20 protein-coding genes are annotated in these 25,661 nt (G+C 42.0%); 12 read left to right on the top strand and 8 right to left on the bottom strand.

Features of this window, described 5'->3' with window-relative positions; translation table 11 throughout:
- Positions 1-114: 114 nt before the first annotated feature.
- Together lpxD and BLQ81_RS12760 are read right to left on the bottom strand one after the other, a co-directional pair.
- Positions 115-1,137, bottom strand: a complete 1,023-nt coding sequence (lpxD, locus tag BLQ81_RS12765; RefSeq protein ID WP_092730590.1) for a UDP-3-O-(3-hydroxymyristoyl)glucosamine N-acyltransferase — start codon at positions 1,135-1,137, stop codon at positions 115-117.
- Between the two features lie 15 nt (positions 1,138-1,152).
- Positions 1,153-2,385 carry an HD domain-containing protein gene (locus tag BLQ81_RS12760; protein ID WP_092730588.1) on the bottom strand — a complete coding sequence of 411 codons (1,233 nt, stop codon included), beginning with the start codon at positions 2,383-2,385 and terminating at the stop codon, positions 1,153-1,155.
- A 59-nt stretch (positions 2,386-2,444) separates the two neighbouring features.
- On the opposite strand from BLQ81_RS12760, the gene porX reads away from it, so the two are divergent.
- The 3 genes from porX to BLQ81_RS12745 are packed head-to-tail and all read left to right on the top strand — an operon-like array spanning position 2,445 to position 5,644.
- Positions 2,445-4,004 (top strand): T9SS response regulator signal transducer PorX, encoded by a 1,560-nt coding sequence (porX, locus tag BLQ81_RS12755; protein WP_092730586.1) that lies wholly within the window; start codon positions 2,445-2,447, stop codon positions 4,002-4,004.
- 7 nt (positions 4,005-4,011) lie between these two features.
- Positions 4,012-4,443, top strand: coding sequence for a tRNA (adenosine(37)-N6)-threonylcarbamoyltransferase complex ATPase subunit type 1 TsaE (tsaE, locus tag BLQ81_RS12750; protein WP_092730584.1), 432 nt, complete (start codon positions 4,012-4,014; stop codon positions 4,441-4,443).
- Entirely contained in the window at positions 4,433-5,644 is a 1,212-nt protein-coding gene (locus tag BLQ81_RS12745; protein ID WP_092730582.1) for an alanine dehydrogenase, read from the top strand. The genes tsaE and BLQ81_RS12745 overlap by 11 nt, the downstream gene beginning before the upstream one ends.
- Positions 5,645-5,646: 2 nt before the next feature.
- Here BLQ81_RS12745 and BLQ81_RS12740 read toward each other — a convergent pair whose 3' ends face one another.
- Positions 5,647-6,120 (bottom strand): response regulator, encoded by a 474-nt coding sequence (locus BLQ81_RS12740; protein WP_092730580.1) that lies wholly within the window; start codon positions 6,118-6,120, stop codon positions 5,647-5,649.
- Positions 6,121-6,307: 187 nt separating this feature from the next.
- On the opposite strand from BLQ81_RS12740, the gene BLQ81_RS12735 reads away from it, so the two are divergent.
- From BLQ81_RS12735 to BLQ81_RS12715, 5 genes are all read left to right on the top strand, one after another.
- The gene (locus BLQ81_RS12735; RefSeq protein ID WP_092730578.1) at positions 6,308-8,584 is read left to right on the top strand and encodes an Rv1355c family protein; all 2,277 of its coding nucleotides are present in this window, start codon (positions 6,308-6,310) and stop codon (positions 8,582-8,584) included.
- 2 nt (positions 8,585-8,586) lie between these two features.
- On the top strand, positions 8,587-9,297 hold the full coding sequence (locus tag BLQ81_RS12730; RefSeq protein WP_092730576.1) for a hypothetical protein: 711 nt from the start codon (positions 8,587-8,589) through the stop codon (positions 9,295-9,297).
- Positions 9,290-11,401 (top strand): sensor histidine kinase, encoded by a 2,112-nt coding sequence (locus BLQ81_RS12725; protein ID WP_092730574.1) that lies wholly within the window; start codon positions 9,290-9,292, stop codon positions 11,399-11,401. Before BLQ81_RS12730 ends, BLQ81_RS12725 begins: the two co-directional genes overlap by 8 nt.
- On the top strand, positions 11,394-12,491 hold the full coding sequence (locus BLQ81_RS12720; RefSeq protein ID WP_092730639.1) for a hybrid sensor histidine kinase/response regulator: 1,098 nt from the start codon (positions 11,394-11,396) through the stop codon (positions 12,489-12,491). The genes BLQ81_RS12725 and BLQ81_RS12720 overlap by 8 nt, the downstream gene beginning before the upstream one ends.
- A gap of 72 nt (positions 12,492-12,563) precedes the next feature.
- Positions 12,564-13,103, top strand: coding sequence for an inorganic diphosphatase (locus BLQ81_RS12715; protein WP_092730637.1), 540 nt, complete (start codon positions 12,564-12,566; stop codon positions 13,101-13,103).
- A 16-nt stretch (positions 13,104-13,119) separates the two neighbouring features.
- Here BLQ81_RS12715 and BLQ81_RS12710 read toward each other — a convergent pair whose 3' ends face one another.
- Together BLQ81_RS12710 and BLQ81_RS12705 are read right to left on the bottom strand one after the other, a co-directional pair.
- Positions 13,120-13,578, bottom strand: coding sequence for a hypothetical protein (locus tag BLQ81_RS12710; RefSeq protein ID WP_092730572.1), 459 nt, complete (start codon positions 13,576-13,578; stop codon positions 13,120-13,122).
- Positions 13,565-14,170 (bottom strand): acyl carrier protein phosphodiesterase, encoded by a 606-nt coding sequence (locus tag BLQ81_RS12705; RefSeq protein ID WP_092730570.1) that lies wholly within the window; start codon positions 14,168-14,170, stop codon positions 13,565-13,567. The genes BLQ81_RS12710 and BLQ81_RS12705 overlap by 14 nt, the downstream gene beginning before the upstream one ends.
- A 63-nt stretch (positions 14,171-14,233) precedes the next feature.
- Between BLQ81_RS12705 and BLQ81_RS12700 the strand changes: the two genes are divergently transcribed.
- Complete coding sequence (locus BLQ81_RS12700; RefSeq protein WP_092730568.1) at positions 14,234-16,159, top strand: AAA domain-containing protein; 1,926 nt, start codon at positions 14,234-14,236, stop codon at positions 16,157-16,159.
- A 181-nt stretch (positions 16,160-16,340) separates the two neighbouring features.
- Here the strand turns inward: BLQ81_RS12700 and BLQ81_RS12695 are convergent, their stop codons facing one another.
- Positions 16,341-17,489, bottom strand: coding sequence for a DEAD/DEAH box helicase (locus tag BLQ81_RS12695; RefSeq protein WP_092730635.1), 1,149 nt, complete (start codon positions 17,487-17,489; stop codon positions 16,341-16,343).
- 391 nt (positions 17,490-17,880) lie between these two features.
- On the opposite strand from BLQ81_RS12695, the gene BLQ81_RS12690 reads away from it, so the two are divergent.
- The 3 genes from BLQ81_RS12690 to BLQ81_RS12680 all read left to right on the top strand — a co-directional run bounded on the left by BLQ81_RS12690 (position 17,881) and on the right by BLQ81_RS12680 (position 22,596).
- Positions 17,881-20,424, top strand: a complete 2,544-nt coding sequence (locus tag BLQ81_RS12690; RefSeq protein WP_092730566.1) for a DUF7133 domain-containing protein — start codon at positions 17,881-17,883, stop codon at positions 20,422-20,424.
- A gap of 6 nt (positions 20,425-20,430) precedes the next feature.
- A complete protein-coding gene (locus tag BLQ81_RS12685) occupies positions 20,431-21,534 on the top strand; it encodes a sugar phosphate isomerase/epimerase family protein (RefSeq protein WP_245693259.1) in 1,104 nt (367 codons plus the stop codon).
- A gap of 267 nt (positions 21,535-21,801) precedes the next feature.
- A complete protein-coding gene (locus BLQ81_RS12680; protein ID WP_092730562.1) occupies positions 21,802-22,596 on the top strand; it encodes an SDR family NAD(P)-dependent oxidoreductase in 795 nt (264 codons plus the stop codon).
- Positions 22,597-22,873: 277 nt separating this feature from the next.
- Here BLQ81_RS12680 and BLQ81_RS12675 read toward each other — a convergent pair whose 3' ends face one another.
- Positions 22,874-24,205 carry a GntP family permease gene (locus tag BLQ81_RS12675; RefSeq protein WP_092730560.1) on the bottom strand — a complete coding sequence of 444 codons (1,332 nt, stop codon included), beginning with the start codon at positions 24,203-24,205 and terminating at the stop codon, positions 22,874-22,876.
- Between the two features lie 198 nt (positions 24,206-24,403).
- Positions 24,404-25,615, bottom strand: coding sequence for a hypothetical protein (locus BLQ81_RS12670; protein ID WP_092730558.1), 1,212 nt, complete (start codon positions 25,613-25,615; stop codon positions 24,404-24,406).
- Positions 25,616-25,661 lie beyond the last annotated feature (46 nt).

Below are 25,661 nucleotides of genomic sequence, written 5' to 3'. Positions count from 1 at the left end.
CCCTTCAGAGGGCATATGGAATCTCGCACGGTTGACAATCATCCTAGTTAGTGACTTATTAGCGATGCTCGATTTCATGATTTTTTTTCCTTTCGGAATTTCAAAGCTTCAAAATTAGCCCTTTTTTTCCAGTTCTTTGATTCGCTTCTCCAGGCCGTCCAGATTTTTGAAAAGTGCATAGGATCTCAAAAAATCTTTTAGGTCCATGGACATATATCCAAAGAGTGTCTGACCAGATTTTTTAATGGACTTACTGATGCCTGTGTTGGCTCCTATAGTAGTATGATCTGCAATTTTAATGTGTCCTACAATTCCTGCTTTTCCTGCGATAACACAGTTTTTTCCGATTTCAGTTGAGCCGGAAATACCCGTTTGAGCTGCAATGACCGTATTTTCGCCGATGATCACGTTATGTGCTATATGTACTTGATTGTCTATTTTAACCCCTTTGCGGATAATAGTCGAGCCCATAGTGGCGCAATCGATGGTGGTGTTTGAGCCAATCCTTACATCGTCTTCCAATATTACGTTACCGATTTGAGGGATTGCTTTGAATGTGCCGTCTGGCTGTGGTGCAAAGCCGAATCCATCGGCTCCGATTACAGCTCCGGGTAGGATTTCACAATTGTTACCGATTTGCGTATCGGTATTGATTTTGACTCCGGAATGAATGATGCAATTATCACCCATTTTTACATTGTTACCGATGAATGCTTGGGGATGGATTTTTACGTTTTGGCCCAGTTGGCAATTTTTCCCGATGTAAGAAAATGCCCCCCGGTAACAATTTTCTCCGATTACACTGGAAGGATGGATGAAGCTGGGTTCTTCTACGCCCACTACCATGGCTTTGGTGAATTGTGTGTATGCTTCCAACAGCTTAGTAAATCCCGCATAGGCATCTTTTACCCGTATGAGTGTAGTTTTATATGATTTTGTGGGAATAAAATCCTCTGAGACAATGACTGCGGTTGAATCGGTCTCGTACAGAAAGTACTCGTATTTCTCATTGGCTAGAAAACTGATCCCTCCCGATTTGCCATCTTGGATTTTGTCAAGCCGGTTTACCGTTTGATTTTCATCTCCTTCTGCTTTTCCTTCTAAAAGTGCGGCAAGTTGGCCTACTGTGAATTCCATAACTAGCTAACGAGTTTATTTGGTTAAAATTAGGTTTTTAGCCTTACATATGTAGTGTTTCTCCACGATCTTACTCATTACTTTGATATTCGGTAAATCTGCTGCCAAAGCCACGTCCATTACCTTTCCTTTTTTGGTCAAAATATTAATTCGATCGGTAGCCAAATAGCCATAGTTGCTCACTTTTCCCGAACAAAAAAAGTAATCGATGTCGATCGCAGGTATCTGAAGCTTTTTGAGCGTTTTAACTTTCATTTCTTCAAGTTCAGCACTTGAAAATGGCTCGTTGACCAAATTAATCTTGAAAAGATTTCGAGTCAAAAACATCTGAGAAATATTGCGAAGCACGTAGTCTTCGTGGCTTTTCCAAAGTTTGATTGCACCCCAGATATCAAAATCATCCAAACTCAAAAAGCTTTCTAGGATTCTTCGGTCATTTCTGAAGTCTTGGAGTTCGAAGTTATTTTTGAGGAAAAATTCAAACTCCTCAGTCACAGTAAATTTTATTCCGGCTTGAGCGAGATTCTTTGCTCTTTGAATGAGATTGATAAGCATTTTTTCTGCACTGACAGTCGTTTTGTGAAGGTAGACCTGCCAATACATTAATCTACGGGCACTCAGGAAATTTTCAATGGAGTAAATCCCTTTTTCCTCGATTACCAACTGTCCGTCCTTGACAGCCATCATTTTGATGATTCGATCTGCCCCGATTGTACCTTCCGAAACTCCCGTAAAGAAACAATCGCGTTGAAGGTAGTCCAATCGATCAATATCCAATTGGCTGGACACCAATTGATTCAGGAATTTCCGATCATATTGATTCTTAAAAATTCGTAAAGCGAGCGCTAATTGACCTCCTAATTGTTCATTTAGGAGTTCAATAGTCATAAGCGATAGCGCTTCATGGGGAATTCCTTTGAGGAGACTGGATTCGAGCGCATGAGAAAACGGCCCGTGTCCGATATCATGAAGTAAAATTGCAATCAAGGCAGCTTCATATTCCTGATCGGATATTTCCGTGCCTTTAATTCGTAGATTGTCCAGCGTAATGCTCATCAGATGCATCGCGCCTATGGCATGGTGGAATCGTGTATGGAGCGCACCGGGATAGACAAAGTCTGTCAAACCCAACTGTCTGATCCGGCGTAATCTCTGGAAGTAAGGATGGTCAATGATTGTGAAAATTAACTCACTCGGGATGGTAATGAATCCATAAACTGGATCATTAATTATTTTCTGGCTTTTCAATCAGCACTCATTTGATTGACTCAAAAGTAATTATAATTTTAAAAGAAAGGGAAATACACATGTCTCAAAAATTCAATATCCTCTGGGCCGATGATGAAATCGATCTGCTTAAACCCCACATTCTTTTTTTGGAGCAAAAAGGCTATGCGATCACTACAGTGAATTCGGGTGTAGATGCGATAGAACAGGTTGAAGAGCGGAACTTTGATGTGATTTTTTTGGATGAAATGATGCCGGGAATGACGGGATTGGAAACCCTTCAGCAGATCAAGCAGATTAAGCCGCAGATTCCGGTGGTGATGATCACCAAAAGTGAAGAAGAGCACATCATGGACGACGCGATAGGCGGCAAAATTGCTGACTATCTGATCAAACCGCTCAATCCAAGTCAGATTTGGCTTTCGGTAAAGAAAATCCTTCAGAACAAACAACTGATCGACACCAAGACAACTCAGAATTATCAGCAGGAATTCATGCAAATCAGTATGGCTTTAGGAGATGCACAGGATCACAGAGACTGGGCTGACCTATACCGGAAGCTGATTTTTTGGGAATTACAGATTGATTCTACAGAAAACAAGAACATGCTGGAGGTCCTGGATAATCAAAAATCCGAGGCCAATACCTCTTTTGCCAGATTTGTCAAAGACAATTATTTGGATTGGATGGAGGAAAAAAACACCGATAAACCCCTGCTTTCCCACCGGGTTTTGAAGGAGAAAGTATTTCCGGTTTTGAAAGACAAAAAACCTTTGTTCCTCATCGTGATAGATAACCTCCGCTTGGATCAGTGGGAAGTTTTGGAGCATCTGCTGAATCCATATTTCAATGTCCAGGAAAAGGAGACTTATTACAGTATTTTACCCACCACCACTGCCTTTGCCAGAAATGCATTATTCAGTGGTATGATGCCATTGGATATGGCGCGATTTTATCCGTCGCTTTGGGAAGATGAAGATTCTGATGAAGGGAAAAATAAATTCGAAGAAGATTGGATTCGGATCAATCTGGACAAAAACCGTCTTCCGATAAAGTTTACCTACAACAAAATCATTCAGACCCAGCAGGGGAAGGCAGTTTTGGATCAATTCCACACCTTCCTACAGAATGATCTGAATATTCTGGTTTACAACTTTGTAGACATGGTGTCTCATGCCCGAACTGACATGAAAATGATCCGTGAACTGGCTCCGGATGAGTCGGCCTATCGCTCACTTACCCGAAGTTGGTTTGAGCATTCCTCACTATTCGATTTATTCAAAAAAATCCAAAGTGCGGGAGCGGATGTCATTGTCACTACTGACCACGGTACCAAAAAAGTAAACAAACCCTATCGAATCATCGGAGACAAAAATGTGACGACCAATCTCCGTTACAAGCAGGGGAAAAACCTGAATTTTGAGCACGGAAAGGTATTTGAAATTAAAAAACCTGAGGATGCAAAGTTGCCGCGATTGAATGTTTCTTCCTCGTATGTTTTTGCAGTGGAGGATTATTTTTTCGCCTATCCAAACAACTATAATTATTATGTCAATTATTATAAGGACACTTTTCAGCATGGTGGTATATCTTTGGAGGAAATGATTGTGCCAATTGTGCACCTGACAGCCAAACGATAAAATACCATTGATTACCGTCCAATACCGACTCGATCAGATTCAAGATGCTGCACGTCAAATTATTGCATTTGCGGGTAGTGAAAAGATCTGGGTTTTTCAGGGCCAAATGGGTGCTGGAAAGACGACCATGATCAAGGCGCTTTCAAAAGAAATGGGCGTGCACGATCAGGTAAGCAGCCCGACCTTTGGGATCGTCAACGAATATGATGCCTCCTCAGGAATCAAAATTTATCATTTTGATTTTTATAGATTGGATGATCCTACCGAGGCATTGGATATCGGAATAGAAGAGTATTTTTATAGTGGCGATTATTGCTGGATTGAATGGGCTGAAAAAATCGCCCAATTTCTCCCCAATGAATTTTTGCTCATTAGGATAATCTCGGATTCTGTACTAGACAGAACCATCACCCTTCAACATGCCCAAGATGTCAACTGAATTAAGCGAACTCACTTCTGTTAGTCTGATTGCTAAAGAATCACCTTTGCAGGTGAAAAAAGGTGCCAAGCCACTTCATGTAGGAATTCCCAAGGAAATTTCTTCACAGGAAAAGCGGGTTGTACTAACTCCGGAAGCTGTTGGATTGCTGAGTAATAATGATATTCAGGTAATAGTGGAGACCGGGGCAGGCCTAAGTGCCAAGTTTAAGGACCAGGATTATTCAGATGCAGGGGCAAAAATCGCTTATTCCCGTAAGGAAGTTCTGTCGGCAGATGTAGTCCTGAAAGTTGACCCTTTGAGTGTGGCGGAGATTGCTGAAATGTCTCCTGGCTGCTGTTTGATTTCTGCGTTACAATTGGAAAAGCATGATGCCGAGTTTATTAAAGCACTCAATGAAAAAAAGATTACTGCAGTAGCTTTTGAATATCTCGAAGACAAAGTTGGGGGAATGCCAGTAGTCAGAGCCATGGCAGAAATTGCCGGAAGTACCGTTATGCTCATTGCTTCAGAATACCTGTCCAGCGTTAATGAAGGTAAGGGAATGATTCTGGGAGGTGTGACGGGTGTTCCACCTACTCAGGTTGTCATTATTGGTGCGGGTACTGTAGCCGAATATGCTGCCCGAACTGCCATTGGTTTGGGAGCAAACATCAAAGTATTTGACAACCATATTTACAAGCTTAGACGAATCAAGCAGCTTTTGGGTCAGCAGATTTATACCTCTACTATTGATAATTTCAGTTTAGGTCAGGCACTCTCAGAAGCCGATGTAGTGATTGGTGCCTTACGCGCGGAAAAAGGAAGAAATAAGATTGTGGTTACCGAGGAAATGGTTGCCAATATGATTCATGGAAGTATAATCATCGATGTAGGAATTGACCAAGGGGGATGTATAGAGACAGCCCGAATGACCACTCATGATGATCCGGTTTACAAAATGCATGACGTTATCCACTACTGCGTACCCAACATCGCTTCCCGGGTGGCAAGAACGGCCTCTTATTCGCTGAGTAATATTTTCACTCCACTTATTCTACAAATGGCCGATTTGGGTGGGGCAGAAGAAATGATTTTCAACTACAAGTGGTTCCTGCGTGGAGTCTATACCTATCGAGGCAGTCTTACAAATGCGTTTTTAGCACGAAAGTTTGGATTAAATCACAAGGAACTACAGCTGCTGCTGGCTGCCAGATATTGATATCAGGAAAGTAAATTCTGGCGAAGAAGAAATTCCAGTTGCTCATTTGCCTTCAGCAATGCATTGGTTAGTCTTTGGTTTTCCCTTCTGAGCGAGTAGACTTCGAATGCGTTTTTGATCACGGTCCTAAGGTAATCTTCTTCCCAAGGTTTGGTAAGGTAGTGGTAGACTTGGCCTTTGTTGATAGCGTCGATTACGGCTTGAACGTCTGTGTATCCGGTAAGGAGAACACGGATTGGTTGTGGATAAAAAGGAATAATGCTTTCCAAAAATTCAACACCCGTTTTTTCGGGCATTCTTTGATCAGTGATTATGATGTCAATCTCCTCTTTTTCAAGTATTTCGGTGCCTTCCTTGGCGGAGATTGCAAGAAATATTTTGTAATCCCTTCTGAAAGTAGCCTTAAACGCCTGAAGATTATTTTCCTCATCGTCGACGTACAGAATTCTAATTTTTTCTTCTTGCTGCGTGCTCATCAAATCCAATATTGCGATAAATCAGGTTAAAATTACTCTTTTTTCCAACTAATGAAACAAACCGACTTTATGGCTTTCTCATTTTGGGGAAAAGTTGGAAACAATCCGGTAAATAAATTGACTACTAAAAAGTTTTACATATGCCTTAATAAATTATATTTACCGAGGTTCATCACCCCGAGTCAATATGCTTACTTATTCCAAATTTGATCTGGGAGATCAGGTTTACCCCGTATTATATAATCCTTCTGATCAATCAGATTTGGAGAAAATCCAAAATCTAAAGGCCAATTCGTTTATTTACGTGGTAGATGAAATTGACAGCCAAGTTTCAGATTTAATAAAATCTCAATCTCCCGAATACCAATTCAGTAAAGAAGAGCTTCGAGAGCGGGTTAGAGATTTTTTCAGGGATAAGGATAAAGAGCGATTTGGAAATTGGGTTTATTATCCTTGGAAATACACCCTTGTACACCTATTACCGGAAAAAGATTTTATTAGGGTTAGGACTGTACGTAATAATTTCAAAATTACTCCTTCTGAGCAACAGGAATTAGGCGATAAAAAAGTCGGAATAGTCGGTTTATCAGTAGGCCAAAGTATTGCTCTCGCAATGGCCTTAGAGCGTAGCTGTGGAGAAATGCGTTTAGCTGATTTTGATATACTGGAGTTGAGTAATCTTAATCGTTTAAAAGCTGGAGTTACTAGCCTAGGAATAGAAAAAGTAGTGATTGCTGCACGGGAAATTTCGGAAATAGATCCCTATTTGAAAGTTACGCTGTTTCGGGAGGGTATTAATGAAGATAATATTGGGGATTTTTTAACCGCAAATGGGAAGCTTGATTTGCTTGTGGATGAGTGTGATAGCCTAGATATTAAAGTATTAATTAGGGAAAGGGCCAAGTTAGAGCAAATTCCTGTGATGATGGATACCTCGGATCGTGGAATGCTGGATATTGAGCGATTTGATGTAGAACCAAAAAGGAAGATTTTCCATGGAATGTTGGAAGGGATTACAAAAGACGAATTGGCTAACCTTTCTAATAAAGAAAGAGTCGCCATAGTTTTAAAGATAACAGGTTTAGAAACGCTCTCCCTACGAATGAAAGCCTCGCTCCTAGAAATAGGTTCTTCAATTACTTCTTGGCCTCAATTGGCTTCAGGTGTTTTTTTAGGAGGTGCTTCCGTTGCCCATGTCGGCAGGAGGTTACTTTTGGGAGACAATGTGCCGTCCGGGAGATTTTATGTTGATTTTGATGAGATCATCAAAATTGATCAAGTTGAAGAAATTGAGGTCCAGCCAAAAAAATTAAGTGTTTCGACATTTTCAAAAAAGTTTTTGAAAATGCTCCCTGATAATATCCTGCAGTCTGGCTATATTCTTTCTTTAGAGGAACTCAAATTGATTCTTTCATTTGCGAACATGGCTCCTTCTGGTGGCAATATTCAACCATGGATTTGGGTATTTGATTCCAAAGGAATTCTTCATCTTTTTCATGACAAAGAAAGAAGTCATTCGATGCTTGATTTCAAGGGTTCCGGATCCTTGATAGCCTTTGGAGCAGCGTTGGAAAATTTGAGATTGATAACTGCAAAAGAAGGAATTGAAGTAGAATTTATTGATCAAATTCAGGAATTTGAGCAAGACTTGATTTGCTCTATTCGCTTTATTGCTAAATTCAAGTTCCCAATTTCAGTCCCATATTTGGAATTAGCAGACGGGATTTCCTTGCGATGTACCAATAGAAAAAATAACAGCAGACAACTACTTCCCTTGGAACAATTGGTGGAATTAGCGGCTTTCGCAGAAAATGAAGGGCTTTCAATTAAGTTTACAGAGGATAAAAATGATATAGAAAGTCTTTCTGAAATAGTTGGCGGAATGGATAGGATGCGGTTTTTCCATGAAGAGGGTTTGATGGATTTTATCAAAGAAGTCAGGTGGACTGAAAAAGATGCCATTCAAACAAAAGATGGAATTGATATTGAAACTTTGGAGCTATCCGGAACGGAAAAAGCAGCAATGGGTTTGCTTAAAGATCCCAGAACAGTTAAATTCTTTCGAAAATTTCTAATGGGATACGGACTCACCAAAATCTCTAAAGATACCATGTGTTCTTCTTCTTGTATAATGGTGCTACAGGGGGATGACTTTTCCTCTAAATCGTACTTAGAAGGGGGAAGGGTATTACAAAGAATTTGGATCAAAGCCAATATGTTAGGCATTAGCTTTCAGCCAGTCACGGCTATGTTGTTTATCTTTCATAGGGTTTCTCAAGAAGCTAACCATGGGTTTTCGAAGGAAGAAGAGAAAGAAATTATAAAATTGAAAACTAAATTCGATAACATATTTAAAAAAAATGCTGAAAAGCAGGATTTATTTATGTTTAGGTTAAATGTAGCAGGTGAACCAAGTGTTAGAGCTTACCGTCGAGATGTTGAAGACACCTTAATTCTAATTTAATAATGTTTAAGTTCAAGGCGTTTCGAGCGATAGATGAACCAGGGCGATGTGAGAAATTTGTTAAAGGACATGCGGATGTATTGAAGCAGTATGGTGTTACAAAAGTTACATCCTCTAATAATGATTGGATTTTAAATCCCTTTGTCTATGTCGTTACTGTTGAATTGGAAGATACAGGTGAAGTAGTGAGTGGTCTAAGGATTCATATTGCCCACCCAGATTACCCTCTGCCAATGGAAATGGCGGTATCACAGGTTGATCACAAAATTTTCGATCTTGTAAAAGGGTATTCTATTAAAGGGACGGGAGAAGTTTCTGGATTGTGGAATTCCAAATCGATATCAGGGTATGGTGTCGGCGCTGTCTTGTTGATCCGTGCAGGAATTGCTATAGTCACACAACTAAAATTAGGCTCTTTATTGGCCTTGGTAGCGGAATATACTTTAAAGCCTTCGCTTCAAAAAGGATTTGAGATAGAAGAGGGTATTGGTAATTCAGGAACATTTTTTTATCCAAAACTGGATTTGGTTGCTACTTCCATAGTTATGAAGGATCCAGATAGACTTCCGAATGCTGATCCAAATGAGCGTAAAATAATTCAAGATTTAAGAAATAATTTGCAATGTGTTAAAACAGAAGTAGGACCAAAGGGAGAGTTTTTAGTGGAGTATGATTTATTACTTTTAAATCCTGATTGGAGAAAAGATGTATAAAATTATAATTTTATTATTTGGGTTAATACTGTCCTTTTCAAAGGAATCCTTTGCTCAAGAGAATTTGTCTAAGCTTGATTGTTTCACCTACTTAATGGAGGAAAAAGAAATTGGGGTGGATAGAATTATTGATAGAGTAAACTTTTTTTCGAGTAATAATTGCTACAACTTTAATTTTGGTATAAACAACAAGGTGGTTTGGATTAAAATCGAGTCAAAGAAATTTGATTCTTATTCCAATCCTTTACTTGTATTGAACTCTTCCTCATTGGATTATGTCTATTTGTATCCTGTACAAAATGGTGAAGTAGGTAATTACCAAGTGAGTGGTAGGTTGACAGGGATTGAAAAAAGGCACTTTCAGTCTCATAAAATTGTGTTTCAATTAACTCCCCAAGAATTGGCGTCAGATTTTTTGCTTTTAAAAATTGATAATACAGATAAAAAGATTTTTCTAGCATATATAGTTGAAGATGAGGAATTTAAATCAATCATAGATTTTGAGAATATTTTCTTTGGGTTATTGACTGGGATTTTTATTGGTTTATTCTTCTATAACTTATTTTTATATTTTTCTGTTAGAGATAAGATTTATTTGGTCTATGTACTTCATACTGTTTTGGTTTGGTTTGCCCAAGCCTCCATTCTAGGCTTTACTCAAGTCTTAATTTGGCCTGAGTGGGATTGGATGAACATAAGATCAGTTGTTATATTTTCTTCCCTAGTAAGTATTGTTGGGATTTGGTTTTTACGAATTTTCTTACTTACCAAGCATTATGTGCCAAAATTGGATTTTGGTTTTAACATCATATATTTTGTTTACTTTTTCATTTTGGTTAATGCTTTTATTTTTTCCACCACGCTGAGTTATCAGGTTATTTTGGTCACGCAGTCAATTGTAGTATTATATGTGTTGTTTGTAGCATGGGCTACGCTTAGGTTAGGCTACCGCCCTGCCCGCTATTACCTTTTGGCTTGGTCTGTTTTTATGATTGGGATCTTCCTTTTTGTGTTTAGCGAAATGGGTATTATTCCTACCAATAATCTGACGGCTTACATTATGCCTTTTGGGTCTGCCCTTGAAGTAGTATTGCTTTCTTTTGCATTGGCTGATAAAATCAATATTCTTAAAAAAGAAAAAGAAGACGAGCAAGCTGAAAAACTTCAGATTCTCAATCAAAATGAACAGCTGATCCGGGAGCAAAATAATATGCTTGAACAAAAGGTGAGAATCAGGACAGATGAGTTAGAGCATGCGCTCCGTACGCTTCAAAATACCCAAAGCCAACTTGTAAACCAGGAAAAAATGGCATCTTTAGGCCAATTAACCGCAGGTATAGCTCACGAGATCAACAATCCGATAAATTTCGTCAGCTCTAACATTACTCCGCTTAGACGTGACATTAAAGATATCATGGAAATCGTCGAGTTTTATAGGAGCTCCGGTCAGCGGGAATTTACCGAAAACACCAAAAAAGAAGCCAAACAACTAGAAGAAGATCTTGAACTTGACTACGTCTTGGAAGAAGTGGAACAACTGCTCAAAGGCATGGATGACGGGGCCAAGCGGACTGTTGAAATTGTCAAGGGACTTCGGATTTTCTCACGAGTAGATGAGCAAGATGTGAAAAAAGTTGATCTTCATGACGGAATAAACAGTACAATAATTCTTTTGAATAGTACAATCCCAAGTAAAATCAGAATAATCAGAGAATTTGGCGAACTTCCACTGGTTGAATGCCTTGCCGGTAAGATCAATCAGGTGTTTATGAATATCCTCAACAATGCCGTCCATGCTTTGTCAGATAATTTGGATAATATTAGCGATCCAAAGATAACTGTTCGTACTAAGCCCTTCGCGGATCATGTAATTGTTGAAATTGAGGATAATGGTCCAGGGATGCCTGAAAAAGTGAAGCAACGAATTTTCGAACCTTTTTTTACAACAAAGGCTGTCGGGAAAGGTACAGGTTTGGGTCTTTCCATAGTTTATTCTATTATTGAAAATCACAAAGGAACTCTGGAGGTAGTGACCGAGGAAGGCCAGGGGACAACTTTTATTATTTCTCTTCCGATTTACCAAAATGTCCCAAAGAATGAATGATAAAATTCATGTGCTCTATATTGACGATGAGGATAATAATCTAAAGTCGTTCCGGGCTACCCTGCGTAAGGACTTCAAGATTTTTACAGCAATAGATGCTGAAGAGGGTCTTCGAATCGTCAAAGATGAAGAAATTCATGTAGTCATTGCTGATCAACGGATGCCTGGCTTGACTGGTACCGAGTTTTTTGAGCAGATGATCAAAATCAATCCTGATCCTATTCGGATACTCTTAACAGGCTATTCTGATATAGCGAGTGTCATCGATGCGATCAATAAAGGTGAGGTCTATCGATTTATTGACAAGCCTTGGAATATTGAGCAGATTAAAAATTCCATCAAAAATGCGGCTGATATTTTCTTCATGAGGCGTGAATTGAAGGAAAAAAGCATTAAACTCCAGAAGCTTCATTCTGAGATGAATCAATTCGTTTACAGTTTGTCACATGAGCTTCGGGGGCCCCTGATGAGTATTTCGGGTATTTCCAAGTTGGCAAAATTAGAAATTAGTGATCCCAACGCCTTGGAATATTTTGAAATGATCGATACAGCTACGGTCAAACTCGATGATTTTATTTATAAAATGTTGGACTTTTATCGGTCTACCAAGATTGATCATAAGATCACTGAAATCCACTTTCAGGATATAGTCAATCAGCAGATGGAAGCCTATCGCGAAAAATTCGACCTTAGACATTTTAAAATTGAGATTCAGGTTAATCAGCAATCACCTTTTTTCTCCGATGAGGCTAAAATTCGTGTAATCCTAAATAACCTTTTTAGCAATGCAGTTCAATTTCAAAAAGATCAAGGTGGTCAAAAGTGGATTAGCCTCACCATTGATGTGATGGAGGAAGAGGCCATCATCGTTTTGGAGGATAATGGAATTGGTATCGAAGAACGCTTCCGAGAGGAAGTTTTTAACCTATTTACCAGAGCTACTCAAAAGAACGTAGGTACCGGTCTAGGATTGTACATGGTCAAGGAATCTGTAGAGCAAATGGGAGGGAAAATTCATTTGAATTCGGAAATTAACGAAGGCACAACTATTACAGTCACACTTCCTACCTTGAATAAAGGGAAATTTTAAAAGTAAAAAATTGCTTCGGGCTTGTATCTTTGCCTCGGCAATTGGCCATTTTTTATTAAAATCCAAAAAAATATGATTAACCCTTGGCATGATGTCAACATCGGGAAAGATGCCCCTGAATATGTAATGGGCGTAATTGAAATCCCAAAAGGATCAAAAGGAAAGTATGAACTCGACAAGAAAACAGGCATGTTGATGCTTGATCGGGTGTTGTTTTCTGCTGTCCATTATCCTGCTAATTATGGTTTTATTCCACAAACCTTTTGTGAAGACCATGACCCCTTGGACATCTTGATTATTTCGCAGATAGACATACCTTCCATGACTCTCGTTCCGGCCAAAGTCATCGGAGTCATGCGAATGGTAGACGGTGGAGAAGCAGATGATAAAATTATTGCAGTTGCAGCTGGGGATCAGTCTGTCAATTACATCAATGATATTGACGAATTGCCGCCTCATTTGATGAAAGAAGTTCACAGATTCTTTGAAGATTACAAAAAGCTGGAAAACAAAGAAGTAAAAGTAGAGGATTTCTTGGGTAAGGAGGATGCCATGCGAATCATCCGTGAAGGTATTGAACTCTACGACAAGAATTTTAGAACCAGAAAATAATCCAAAGCCTGAGCGATCAGGCTTTTTTGTTTTTGATCATCTGCTTTATTGCTTTTTTCTTCAGATAGTTGATCAATTCGGTATACGATTCATGCTCATGATTGGAGACTGAGATTGAATTTTTATCTGTAAATGAAATGGTCACCTGTTTGAATTCTTTTTTGTTTGCTACGACTACTTCTTCCTCCCAAAGCAGAATCTCATTAATTGGATAAACTTTGGTCATTCCTTTAAGCGGCAACTTGATGATAATGTGGTCCTTTCCGGCTGTAATAAATCTCCATCCTGCCATCATTTTGACCAAAAGCATCAATAATACTAAGGTGATCAGGGAGCAGGCTACCAAATAAAACCAAAGCGCGAAGCTGCCTGTGTAGGCAAAATCTCTCAATAACAAGATCAAGCCGATCAAAAGCACCAACAAAATGAGCGTGAGCGAAATGTATGTGGATATTTTTGGCTTAATGGCTACCATGAATTCGTTGTAGTTCGAGGAGTTTGTGTCGGGCAAAAGTCTCTAATTCCTTGAAGAAAGCGAAAAAAATTACCTCAAATTCTGCTTCTTTTTCCAGCAAGACTTCCGGGGCTTCATTCATCTTCGAATCAAAAGTTGTTCTTCGGCTGAGTCCATTGAGCGCTTTTTGAATCCCCTCAATTTCACAATAGTGATACAACCAATTCTGGCTTTTCATCCAGAAAAACATATTTTTAAACGAGTCAGGAAGAAGATTCAAATGTTGATCGATTGTTTGATAGGTTTGATTTGCAAAGCTTTCCAGCGGAATTCCCGAATACCTTTCCCAGTTTTTTCCCAAGAAATAGTCAAAGAAAATATCGGTAATCACTGTCGAATAATGCCTAAATCTTGGCCTGAGATAGCTTTGCCCTGCCTTGACCAATGGGTGAGAATCTGTAAAAGTATCGATCTCCCGATGGAGCAATATTCCAATCAGAATTTCTTTATCATACCGTTGTATTTCTTTTCCCTTAATAAAATCAGCTGCCAAATTGCCCACCAGGATTCCAACATGGCCGAAAGACAGGTAAGCGTGTGCAAGAAAGTTCATATTAATTCTACAAAAGGTAAACCGGCTGACTTTTGCTTAGTTTGTATTCTAAATTACCAATAGATGCCGAATATCCTCGAAGAACTCAAGCATGGTCTCCAACTTCTCAAACTTGAGTGGTCCGAAGACCTTGCCAATTACAAAAAGAAATTTCTGAATACCTCTATCGCGGATAAGAAAAAAGAAGGAATTACATGGCACCCAATCCTGCTCAAAAAGCATAAAATAGGGATGGGTGAGCGGCTTCTAGTCGAAGTGGAGCGGATGGATTCCAATTATCCCTCGTCATTCTCGTCCGGTAAATCAGTCACCTTTTTTTCAACACACGAAGGCTGTCAAGGCTCGGAAAATAGAGTTAATGGTGTCGTCAATCAAGTAAAAAAAGATTCCATGGTGGTAACACTTCAGGCGGATGAGATCCCCGATTGGATGCAGGATTCCAGATTGGGTGTGGATTTGCTTTTTGATGAGGCGAGCTATCGGGAAATGGAATCCGCGCTGAAAAAGGTGATCAAGGGAGAAAATATCCGTCTCGTTGAACTTCGGGATATCGCACTTGGGGAAATGAAACCAAGGGTCAAAGAAATGTCGGAGTTTGATCTGCCCGGTTTGAATTTTTCTCAAAATCTAGCCTGTCACAAAATCGCTGCCGCTCAGGATTTCGCCATTGTTCATGGTCCTCCCGGTACGGGTAAAACCACCACATTAATAGCTGCCATTCGACAGGCAGTGGAGATGAGACTGAGTATACTAGTCACTGCACCAAGCAATGCAGCAGTGGATCTGCTGGTTGAAAAACTGGTGGATTCAGGGGTTTCCACCCTTCGGCTTGGGCATCCGGCGCGGGTTGAGGAAAAGATCCTGAATCAGACTCTGGATGCAAAAATAGCTTTTCATGAAAGTTTTCGCGATCTGAAAAAACTCCGGAAAGAAACCGAGTCCTGCCTCAAAATAGCCAAGCAATACCGACGAAACTTTGGGCCTGAGGAACGAGCCCAGCGCAAATTGATGTATCGGGAGATCTCACGTATCCGTGAGGCTGCCAGTCACCTGGAGGATTACATTCGATCGGATATTTTTCAGCGAACACAGGTTTTTGCCTGTACCCTGGTTGGAGCATCTTCTTCCAATCTGAGAGGAATGCTTTTTGACGTGGTATTTATTGATGAGGCTGCGCAAGGATTGGAAGCTGCGACTTGGATACCGATTTTGAAAGCAAAAAAGGTGGTTTTTGCCGGTGATCATTGCCAACTGCCCCCGACTATCAAGTCCTATGAAGCCGCAAAAGCAGGACTTTCAGTTACCCTTTTCGAAAAAATCATTCATCGACAGCCGATAACTGCCACCATGCTGGAAGTCCAATACCGAATGCCAGCTGCCATCATGGGGTTTTCAAATGAATGGTTTTACAAAGGAAAGCTTCAGGCTGCCGAAAACACGTTGTCACATGCACTTGGAGAGGATGAGCCAGTTTTGGAATGGATCGATACGGCAGGTTCAGGGTACACAGATCAGCAAGAGGCGGAGAGTCTCAGTACCTTCAATCCGGACGAAGCGAGGTTTGCATGTACTTACCTGAATGATACCATGAAACGAATCGGTTTTGCCAAGTTTCGTCAGGAAAACTGGACCATTGGCTTGATCGCGCCTTATTCTGCACAAGTGAGGATGATCAGGCACTTGATCTTTGAGACTTTCGAGTATCCGAATCTAAAAGCCTTTGCGGACTGGATTACCATTGATACCGTAGATGGTTTTCAGGGGCAAGAGAGGGATTTGATGCTGATCTCACTCACACGATCCAATGAAAAAGGAGAGATTGGGTTTCTTTCTGATGAGCGAAGAATGAACGTTGCTCTGACCCGAGCAAAGCGGAAATTAATCTTGATCGGTGACAGCAGCACCTTGGCTAATCATCCCTTTTTCGATTCGCTCTTGGGCTATTTTGAGGAAAAAGGGGCGTATCGGAGCGTGTATGAGTTTTTGTGAGGTAAGGAAGTATGGATGTTTGGAAGTAAGGAGGAATGGGAGCAGGTGGTTGGAAAGTGGTTCTGTCGTTAGAAGTTCAATTGGACGCTACTCCCCCTTTATTCCGGGATTTTGGTTTGCAATATTACGCTTTGTCAAAGGGGGTAAGGGGGATTTTAGCAGTTAGTTTTAGGGATTGTTGTTAAGATTCCTCCTCATTTTTCCCAAAATTCTCCGACTCCAACAACAACACCCGCTTTCCCATTTTCTTTTGTATCACTTTGAAGTGATGCAATTCCTCAGGAGTGATGAGCGAAATAGCTTCTCCGGTCGCTCCGGCACGACCAGTTCGGCCGATGCGATGGATGTAATCTTTGGGTGAGCGGGGCAATTCGTAATTGATCACCAAGGGCAGAAACTGAATGTCAATACCCCGAGCAGCTAGATCTGTTGCCACCAATACTCGGGACTTGCCGGATTTGAATCGTGCCAATGCCTCGGTTCGTGCTCCCTGACTTTTGTCTCCATGGAAAGCCACTGCTTCAATCCCGTTTTTACTGAGCTTCGTTGCCACATTATCAGCCGTTCGAATAGATGAAGCAAACACCAAAATCTGACTCCAGTGGCCGGAATTGATTAATTGGCGGAGAAAAGGACCCTTGTTTTCAGGACTGACCCGATAGGCTTTTTGATCAATCAAATCAGGGGTGAAATTGTCCCCTTCCACCTGAATTCTGACAGGATCCTTGAGTAGTTTTTGGATCAATACATCGACTTCATTATCTGTGGTGGCCGAAAAAAGGATGTTTTGTCTCCGACTTGGCAAAAGCTCCAGAATATGCTCCACTTCTTCGCGAAAACCCATATTCAGCACTTTGTCAGCTTCGTCCAGCACCAGCGTGTGTATTCTGGAAATACCCAAAGCATTCCTGCCAAGCAAGTCAATCAAGCGTCCGGGAGTGGCAATCAGGATCTCCACACCATGAAGATTCATCATTTGAGGATTGATCGAGACACCGCCAAACACTGCCATGGATTTGATTTTTCGCGGCAAAAAGCGGCTGAAATTTTCAGTCACCTCTGCGACCTGTACCGCAAGTTCACGGGTCGGAACAATCACCAAAACCGGAATAAAACGCTCCCTTGGGGCTTCTTTTGGAAGCAATCGCTGAAGAATCGGTAGAATGTAAGCTGCTGTTTTTCCCGAGCCTGTGGGAGCTAGTCCAAGGATGTCTTTTTGCTGAAGTATTGCAGGAATGGCATCAATCTGTATGGGATAGGGGCTTTCATATTTTGCACGTTCGATTGAGCTAAGCAGATCTTTTGACAGTCCTAAGTCGGAAAAATTCATAGGTGTTATTTTGTGGTTATCCGTAATTATGTCAGTTGGTCCTATTGCCTTGATCATCGTTTGTCCGATTTTGGATGACCCCCGCCTGTCGGCAGGGCAGGGATGACCGAAGTAGGCCAAATTTCAGAGTTTGAGGATTTTTTATTAGTTATTAAAATTACTGGTAAAAAGCGGAAATGCTGGTACTATGTTTCTGCAAAGTTAGGAGAAGTCCGCAAATGGCTTCCTTTTTCCTGTCTAGTGAACCAAACTTTGCCCTTGCAAATTTGAATGCTTCCATTTGATGATTTGATCTTGTAAATCAGAAGAATAAAAACCAAATTGAAAATGCTCCTGAATGCGTTGGATTCTTTCTTCCTCATTTGCTCAAACCCAAAATACCTGATTGACTATGTTTCGAAGTGCCCTGTTGACTTGTGCGGTTGGTGTGTTGCTTTGTTTTTCCTGTAAAGAGTCCGGACCTCTTCCGGAAACAACCGATAGTCCTGCCCGGACTGCAGAGGAGGAATTGAAAACTTTTCAAATTGAATCCGGATTTGAAGTTCAGTTAGTGGCTTCAGAACCGTTAGTCGAATCTCCTGTAATCATTCAGTTTGACGAAGACGGACGGCTTTGGGTGGTAGAAATGCGCGGCTACATGAGTGATATTGAAGGTTCGGAGGAGAAGCAACCTGTTGGTTCTGTCGCAATCCTGGAGGATACCGACGGCGATGGGCTGATGGACAAGCGGACGGTGTATCTGGATTCTCTGATTATGCCGAGAGCCTTGGGTCTGTTCAAAAACGGAGCCTTGATAGCAGAGAATAATAAGCTATGGATCACCCAAGACCTCGATGGAGACTGGAAAGCGGATTCCAAAATTTTACTGGATTCGACCTATTCGGCTAATGGAATTCCCGAGCATTCCGACAATGGTTTTGTGCGGAATTCCGACAATTGGTATTATAGTGCCAAGTCACGTCTTCGGTATCGATTTCAAGACGGGACTTGGATTCGCGACACTACCGAGTTTCGTGGACAATGGGGAATTTCTCAGGATGATCAGGGTCGTTTGATTTACAATTACAACTGGTCCCAACTTCACGGCGATCTTGTGCCAGCCAATTATTTATCCCGAAATAAAAACCACAAGCCTTCCACCGGCATAGACCATGGCCTGACAATCGATCGAAAGGTATTTCCCATCCGATCCAATCCCGCCGTAAACAGAGGGTATATTCCCGGTACGCTGGATTCTGCCGGTCGTCTTATTGAATTTACTTCAGCCTGTGCACCGACGGTCTATCGCAGTCAGCTTTTCCCCAAGGAATATTATGGGAATATCTTCGTGCTAGAAAATGCCGGAAATCTTGTCAAGCGGAATGTGGTGACCGAAAAAGGAGTTTTTCTGGAGGCACATGACCCCAATCCAGGCATTGAATTTTTTGCTTCCACCGATGAGCGATTCCGTCCGGTGCATGCTGCGGTTGGGCCGGATGGCGGTTTTTACCTTGCCGATATGTACCAGGGAATCGTGCAGCATGGCTCTTATATGACTCCCTATCTGAAGGAGCAAACCTTAAAGCGCGGTTTGGATTCGCCTGGCCATATGGGGCGAATTTGGAGAGTTGTACCGAAAGGGTTTGCTTCCAAACAGATTCCAAAGCTTTCTCAAGCAAGCATTCAGGACTTAGTCCGATACCTTTCCCACCAAGACGGCTGGTTTAGGGATATGGCACAGCGGCTTTTGGTAGAAAAAAATGATCCCAATGCTGTAGGGCCTCTAGAAGATCTGGTGAAAAACGGAAAATCTGAGTTAGGGCGATTTCATGCACTTTGGACATTGGAAGGAATGGGGAAAGTTAATCCTGCGCTTTTGCTCGAAGTATCGAAAAATGGGGATGACCTGCTCAAAACTACAGCGCTTAGACAATTAGAAAATTCAGCTGTGAATGATCCCGGGATTTTGCGCCGACTGGAAGCTGTCGCAGTTGATCTGGCAGGCAAAGCTTCCGATAAAGTTGCGCTACAATTGGCGCTGAGTTCGGAGATTTTTTCACACGAAGCCAAAACCGATTTATTAAGCCAAATCATCGAGAACTATGGTCATTTAGCCTTGATACGGGATGCCGCTATGAGTAGTCTGGAGGATGAAGAGTATCATTTTTTACAAAAACTGATGGCTAATAAAACCTGGACAGAGGCCAATCCTGATCGGGAAGTTTTCCTGGAAATGCTCACCTCAGCCATCATAACTAACAGCGAGCCGTCAGAGATTAGTGGACTTTTGGCTATTTCGGATTCAAAGGAAATGGGATGGAAGGAATCTGTCATCCTTGCAGGTATGGCTATTCAGGCAGGGGATATTGATAAACCCGGCCTGGTGGTATTACAAAGCGAACCTTCCATATTCAAACGGAATGATTTGCCCATTGATCAGAATAGAACGGCAATGCTGAAGCGACTTTTCTCCTGGCCTGGCTATCAGCCTTCCGCAAAAGTAATTTCCACCGGGAATCTGGATGAAAAAGCCATGAAGCAATTTGCCGACGGACGCCAGAAGTATTTGGTCTCCTGTGCAGGATGCCATGGAAACAACGGAAAAGGTGCCGCTCGAATGGGGCCGCCCTTGGCAGGTTCTGAGTGGGTGGTTGGAGACGAGGTTCGGCTTTCGCTGATTATGCTTCATGGATTGGAAGGCCCAATCGAAGTGGCCGGGAAAAAATACGATGCACCGGAGATTTTGCCGGTAATGCCTTCCCATTCGACGATGGATGATGCGGTAATTGCCTCTATTCTTACCTACATTCGAAATGAATGGGGCAATGAAGCTCCACCTGTCACCGGTAGGACTGTAGGTTCCACCCGGCACCTGAATCAGGGCAGGGTGTATCCTTGGTCTGCTGCAGAACTCAATAAGCACATGGAAGCGCTCATAGCAAATTCCAAACCCTAACCAAAAATGTCCCAGTCAATGAAGTCCATTGTTAGCAATAAAGAATTTTCCTCCGGTAGGAGGGAGTTTTTGAGAAAATCAGGACTAGCCGCGGCTGCCATGGCTTTTCCATTTTCGGCTTTGCCAGAAAGCTTAAAAGGCGTGCCGATGGGAGTTGTGGTCCATTCCTATGGGATTCGCTATGGTTCCAAAGTGGAAAGCACCAAGTATCCCGGATTCCAAGATGCACTGGATTTCATGCGGCATTGTCATTCCATAGGTGCTGGAGGGATTCAGACGACAGTAAGTGGTTGGGCGGAAGACTTCGCCAGAAAAGTCCGGGATGAGCGTGAGAATTTAGGAATGTATTTGGAGGGTAGCATCGGTCTTCCTAAAAATGCAGCTGATATTTCGAGGTTTGAAAAAGAGGTGCTTTTGGCCAAAGAGGCAGGGGTAAGTATTTTGAGGACCGTTTGTCTAAGCGGTCGACGCTATGAAAATTTCAAGTTGAAACAGGAGTGGAATGAATTCAAAATAAACTCAACGAAGGCACTTCAGCTGGCGGAACCGATTGCCCGAAAACACCAAGTGAAGCTAGCTGTGGAGAATCATAAGGATTGGACAGCTGCCGAACTCGCTCATCTCATTCAAAGCTTTGGCAGCGAATGGGTGGGAGTGACCTTGGACTTTGGGAATAATGTGTCCCTGCTCGAAGAACCGATGCAAGTGATCCGGACCTTGGCTCCTTTTGCGTTTTCCACCCATGTGAAAGATATGGGAGTAAAAGCATACTCGGATGGATTTCTGCTATCTGAGGTGCCACTGGGGACTGGAATTGTAGATTTAAAAGAAGCTGTAACCTTGTGCCAAAAGTATAATCCTGCCGTGACTTTCAGTCTGGAAATGATTACCCGAGATCCTTTGCAAATCCCCTGTTTGGAAGAAAGCTATTGGACAACCTTTGAAAATCCATCCGCACAGGATCTGGCAAAAATCCTGAGGTTGGTACGTGACGAACCTTATCCCGGGGCACTTCCTGAAGTCAAAAACCTGAACCCCGAAGAAAAACTTGCTTTCGAAGAGGAGAATGTGGTCAAATGCCTTGCCTTTTCGAAAAGTGAACTCCTGTAGAAATTCAATGTAAGTTGTGAGAAGTAAGTGGTGAGTAGGAGCCATGGACTTTACTAACTACTTACGACTTACTCTTTACCATATATGTATGTCCGCTTTCTTGCCAGTAGCAAAATAAAATAAGGTTTGAAGTTCCAAAAAACGAGCTGTGGACTGTTGACAGTCGTCTGTGGACGATTATCCGCAACTTTATATAGCCTAATCTTTCTTACTGGCAGGATTGCGGATAATCAAAATACCATATTTACAAATTCAAAAAACAAAACCATGTCCCAATTCGACCTCTCCCAACTTCCCGGAATCGCTCTTTTTTCACTCAAAGGTAAATCTGCCATTATCACCGGAGGCACCAAAGGCCTAGGGTTAGCTATGGCTGCCGGACTGGCCTCAGCTGGTGCCAATGTAATGCTGGTCAGCCGCAAAGCTTCTGATGGTGATGCTGCTGCCGCTGAGATTGCCGAGAAATATGGTGTCAAAGCGATGACTTTTGCAGGTGATGTCGTGGATAAACTCGCTATGGAAGCAATGGCAAAAACTGCGTTCGAGGCTTTTGGATCAATCGACATCCTGATTAATTCAGCAGGAATCAATATCCGTGGTGCAATCGATGAGTTGAGCTATGAAGACTTCACCAAAGTAATGGACGTAAATGTCACCGGAACCTGGTTGGCCAATCGTGCAGTGACTCCCTATATGAAGGAGAATAACAAAGGCGCAATCATCAATCTTGCGAGTACATTAGGCTTGGTGGGGCTTTCTAACCGAACCCCTTATGCTTCGAGCAAGGGAGCGGTGGTGCAGATGACCCGGGCTTTGGCTTTGGAATTGGCACCATGGAATATAACCGTAAATGCGATTTGCCCGGGGCCATTTTTGACTGAGATGAATCTTCCGATAGCGGATACAGAGGAAGGGAAAAAGTTCGTAGTTGGTGCGACTGCCTTGGGTCGTTGGGGCGAACTGAAAGAAATTCAGGGCGCTGCGATTTTCTTGGCTTCGGATGCGGGGACTTACCTCGTTGGATCGATGCTGACTGTGGATGGGGGCTGGACGGCGAGATAAAGTAAGAAGTATGAGGTGAGAAATCTCAAATGATTACTGGAAAATCTCTGCAGATTAGAAGTTCACCTTCTAATCTGCAAGTCTAAGTTTTTAAGAGTTCTTAGTGGTTTTGGATTATTCAAAACAAGAAATATCGAATATCGAACGCTTAACCTTCCGCCGGAAGTCAGGCATTGAATAATGAATTTAAGACTCCACATTGTCATCGGTCATCGGTCAACAATAAAAATCGAATGATAAAGCGGGGTCCACACATCAGTCATCCGACACCCGACATTTATCCTACCACCAAACTCAGCACATAAACCAGCGTAATGGATGTCACTCCAGCGATCAGAGTACCTAGACTGTGCGATAGATTTCCCTGCTTAGTTGTCATACCAGAGAGTTGTGTCACTACCCAAAAGCCGCTGTCATTTGCATGAGAAATTGCCAATGCACCTGCACCGATGGCCACTGTCGAGAAGACTTTCATGATCTCCGAATCTAATCCCAGCGGCCCCAAAATCGGAGCAATGATCGATGCAGTGGTAATCATAGCTACAGTGGTAGAACCTTGTGCGGTTTTCAGTCCAAAAGCAATGAGGAAAGGCAGGAAAATACCCCAATTCGCATCGCTCATGGTGGAGGTGACCAGATCCCCCACGCCGGAGTTTTGGAGCATTTTTCCAAAAACCGCTCCAGCACCGGTGATTAAAATGACAGGAGCGGCAAGTAAGATCGCTTCTCCAATCCAACCTGAAGACGAGAGGAGTTTTCTGTCAAATTTTTTGGGAAGAGTAAAGGATAAAATTGCTCCGATCAGCAAAGCAATTACCGGAGTTCCCAAAAATTGAATAGCCTTAATAAAATTGCCTTCACCAAGAGGTTTGGAAGGATAATTGGCTATTGAGGCCAGTATGATTAAGGTCAATGGAATCAATACAGGTAGTAATGAAGAAAAAAAGCTGGGTCTGTCCTTTCTGTCTAGTTCTTTTTCATTGGCAACTAATACGGGCCTTAAAGGGATTTTGGTAACCCAATTTTGGACAAAAAAGTATAGCGGAATGAGGGTCACTAGCGAAACCAATCCCCCATAAAAGATCACTTGACCTAGGTCCGCACCTAAAATTCCGGCTGTAGCAATTGGTCCTGGAGTCGGGGGTACCAAAGAATGACTTGCCATCGCGCCTAAGGAAACTGCCACGATGGTTGCGGCATAAGAAATAGTGCTTTTAGCGGAAAGTGATTTGGCAATCGGATTCAACATGATGATGGTGCTGTCCCCAAATACTGGGATAGACAAAATCCAGCCGCTGAGGATTAAAGAAAGGTTGACCGACTTTTCTCCTACCCATTTCAACACCTTTTCGGCTATTACCATAGCGCCACCTGTTTTTTCAAGAAATGTCCCTAAAATCACGCCCAACAAGATCAAAAGCCCCACGCTGCCCATGACTCCTCCAAACCCTTCTGAAATTGACTTGACAATCAAATCTGTTGGCATGCCCATCATCAAGCCATAGATGATAGCACCTACAAAAAGTGCCAAGAAGGGGTGTATGTCAAACTTGATGATCGCAATCAAAATCAAGGCAAGAGCTACCAGTATAATTAGAAGTGTAAACATTTTGAGGGTTTTGTTACTTGAAAAAGAGAAATTAGGTATAATCCTTATACTCTGACATAAAAATTAAAGAAAAATGCAGAAAACCCAACCGTTTTAGAGATTTATAGGATAAATGGTTCTTTCACTCCATTCCTATTGGTTTCAGACCTGCCAGGTTTTTGAAAACCTGGCAGGTCTTCGTCCCTAAATGTCACCTCTCTATTGGCGCTCAATGTACATCACAGCAGAATCCTCAATGTATTTAGCTGGATTATAAGAGGCGTAAAACTTATTTTTCAGAGTTTTCAGGGAATTGTTTAGCCCGTTGATTTGGGTGGTGAATTCTGCGGGGAATCGGGTACTGTCTGAATATACCGAGATGATGTTTTCATATTGATCCATGTTGACCAGCATTCGGGAAGTAAGCTGTCCAAACCGGAGTCGGAGTGACTGAACCTTGAACATGTAGGTTTCCACCTGACCCAGCCATTTCCCTTTGGTACTTTGAGAGCTTTCGAGTAGGGTGATTTTATCGGAAATCGCCCTTCTGCATTCATTTTTGAAGGTTTCCCGGTCTATATCCAAAGTGGCATTCATGTATTTTCTTTTATACTCCAGCATACTGATGCCATAGTAGTTCATTTGGTCTTCGAGCAGGGCGGCATTCTCTTTTTGAAGCTGTTCAAGTTCCTTGTTGATTTGTGCCCATTCGTGATCGATGATTGCTTTTTGATTTTCAAACTGACTGGTGACATTCAGGAGTTTGAGCATGGCAGGAGTTTTTTCGCTCAGGTCTTTTTCCTTCTTGCCGATCGATGTTATCAAAGCAGTAATTCCGGAAGAGGCAGTAGCTACCATAGTTCCGTAGAGGGGTACATTGCTTCCAACCGCGCTTATCAAATTCAATGAACTGTTGATCACTTCCATCATTTGATCGTCTTTTCCCTGTCGGTTGTACCAGTTGTCGTAGTCTTTTTTCCAGGCGTTGAAGGTGTTGTAATTCTGGATTTTACCAATGTTTCCCAGTTGGGTGTAAAAGGTCTGTGAGGAAACAAACAGGTCAAGCGGTTGAATGTCCCGTTGTATGCTGAGTAACTCTGTGAATGCAAGTTGCCCGTTGAGATTGATTTTCGTTTTGGGACCTTCTTCGAGGAATTTCAGTCTGTTGTCCAAGGCTATTTGAAGTTTTTCGAGGTCATTGATTTTTTCCTTGTCAGTTTGAGTGCGATTATCTGCTGCGGCAAGCTTATCCGTCAGGCGATTGACTTCTTCTTCGTTTCGCTTCAGCTTCTCATTAAGTTCTTTTAACTGGTTGTCACGCTCGGTTTTGATCTGCTCGGATATGGAGGTAGTATCTACTCCCTGTCCGAAAACTGGAAAAGAGCCGGCGATAATGCCTATGACAAGTATGGAAAATGCCTTTTTATACATTGTAAGTGAGGAAATTTTGGCTTCAGGTTTAAAATCTAATTGTGAT

The sequence above is a fragment of the Algoriphagus alkaliphilus genome (assembly GCF_900103735.1).
In the GTDB taxonomy this organism is placed as follows: Bacteria; Bacteroidota; Bacteroidia; order Cytophagales; family Cyclobacteriaceae; genus Algoriphagus; species Algoriphagus alkaliphilus.
Note: the sequence above shows the minus strand (reverse complement) of the source record. Positions and strands in the feature narration are given on the sequence as shown.

Coding starts and splice junctions, on each gene's coding strand:
- BLQ81_RS12670 (WP_092730558.1), bottom strand. CDS start 25,615: ATGTATAAAAAGGCATTTTCCATACTTGTCATAGGCATTATCGCCGGC.
- porX (WP_092730586.1), top strand. CDS start 2,445: ATGTCTCAAAAATTCAATATCCTCTGGGCCGATGATGAAATCGATCTG.
- BLQ81_RS12685 (WP_245693259.1), top strand. CDS start 20,431: ATGTCCCAGTCAATGAAGTCCATTGTTAGCAATAAAGAATTTTCCTCC.
- BLQ81_RS12680 (WP_092730562.1), top strand. CDS start 21,802: ATGTCCCAATTCGACCTCTCCCAACTTCCCGGAATCGCTCTTTTTTCA.
- BLQ81_RS12710 (WP_092730572.1), bottom strand. CDS start 13,578: ATGGTAGCCATTAAGCCAAAAATATCCACATACATTTCGCTCACGCTC.
- BLQ81_RS12675 (WP_092730560.1), bottom strand. CDS start 24,205: ATGTTTACACTTCTAATTATACTGGTAGCTCTTGCCTTGATTTTGATT.
- BLQ81_RS12725 (WP_092730574.1), top strand. CDS start 9,290: ATGTATAAAATTATAATTTTATTATTTGGGTTAATACTGTCCTTTTCA.
- BLQ81_RS12690 (WP_092730566.1), top strand. CDS start 17,881: ATGTTTCGAAGTGCCCTGTTGACTTGTGCGGTTGGTGTGTTGCTTTGT.
- BLQ81_RS12715 (WP_092730637.1), top strand. CDS start 12,564: ATGATTAACCCTTGGCATGATGTCAACATCGGGAAAGATGCCCCTGAA.
- BLQ81_RS12735 (WP_092730578.1), top strand. CDS start 6,308: ATGCTTACTTATTCCAAATTTGATCTGGGAGATCAGGTTTACCCCGTA.
- lpxD (WP_092730590.1), bottom strand. CDS start 1,137: ATGGAATTCACAGTAGGCCAACTTGCCGCACTTTTAGAAGGAAAAGCA.
- BLQ81_RS12705 (WP_092730570.1), bottom strand. CDS start 14,170: ATGAACTTTCTTGCACACGCTTACCTGTCTTTCGGCCATGTTGGAATC.
- BLQ81_RS12745 (WP_092730582.1), top strand. CDS start 4,433: ATGTCAACTGAATTAAGCGAACTCACTTCTGTTAGTCTGATTGCTAAA.
- BLQ81_RS12740 (WP_092730580.1), bottom strand. CDS start 6,120: ATGAGCACGCAGCAAGAAGAAAAAATTAGAATTCTGTACGTCGACGAT.
- BLQ81_RS12720 (WP_092730639.1), top strand. CDS start 11,394: ATGAATGATAAAATTCATGTGCTCTATATTGACGATGAGGATAATAAT.
- BLQ81_RS12695 (WP_092730635.1), bottom strand. CDS start 17,489: ATGAATTTTTCCGACTTAGGACTGTCAAAAGATCTGCTTAGCTCAATC.
- BLQ81_RS12730 (WP_092730576.1), top strand. CDS start 8,587: ATGTTTAAGTTCAAGGCGTTTCGAGCGATAGATGAACCAGGGCGATGT.
- BLQ81_RS12700 (WP_092730568.1), top strand. CDS start 14,234: ATGCCGAATATCCTCGAAGAACTCAAGCATGGTCTCCAACTTCTCAAA.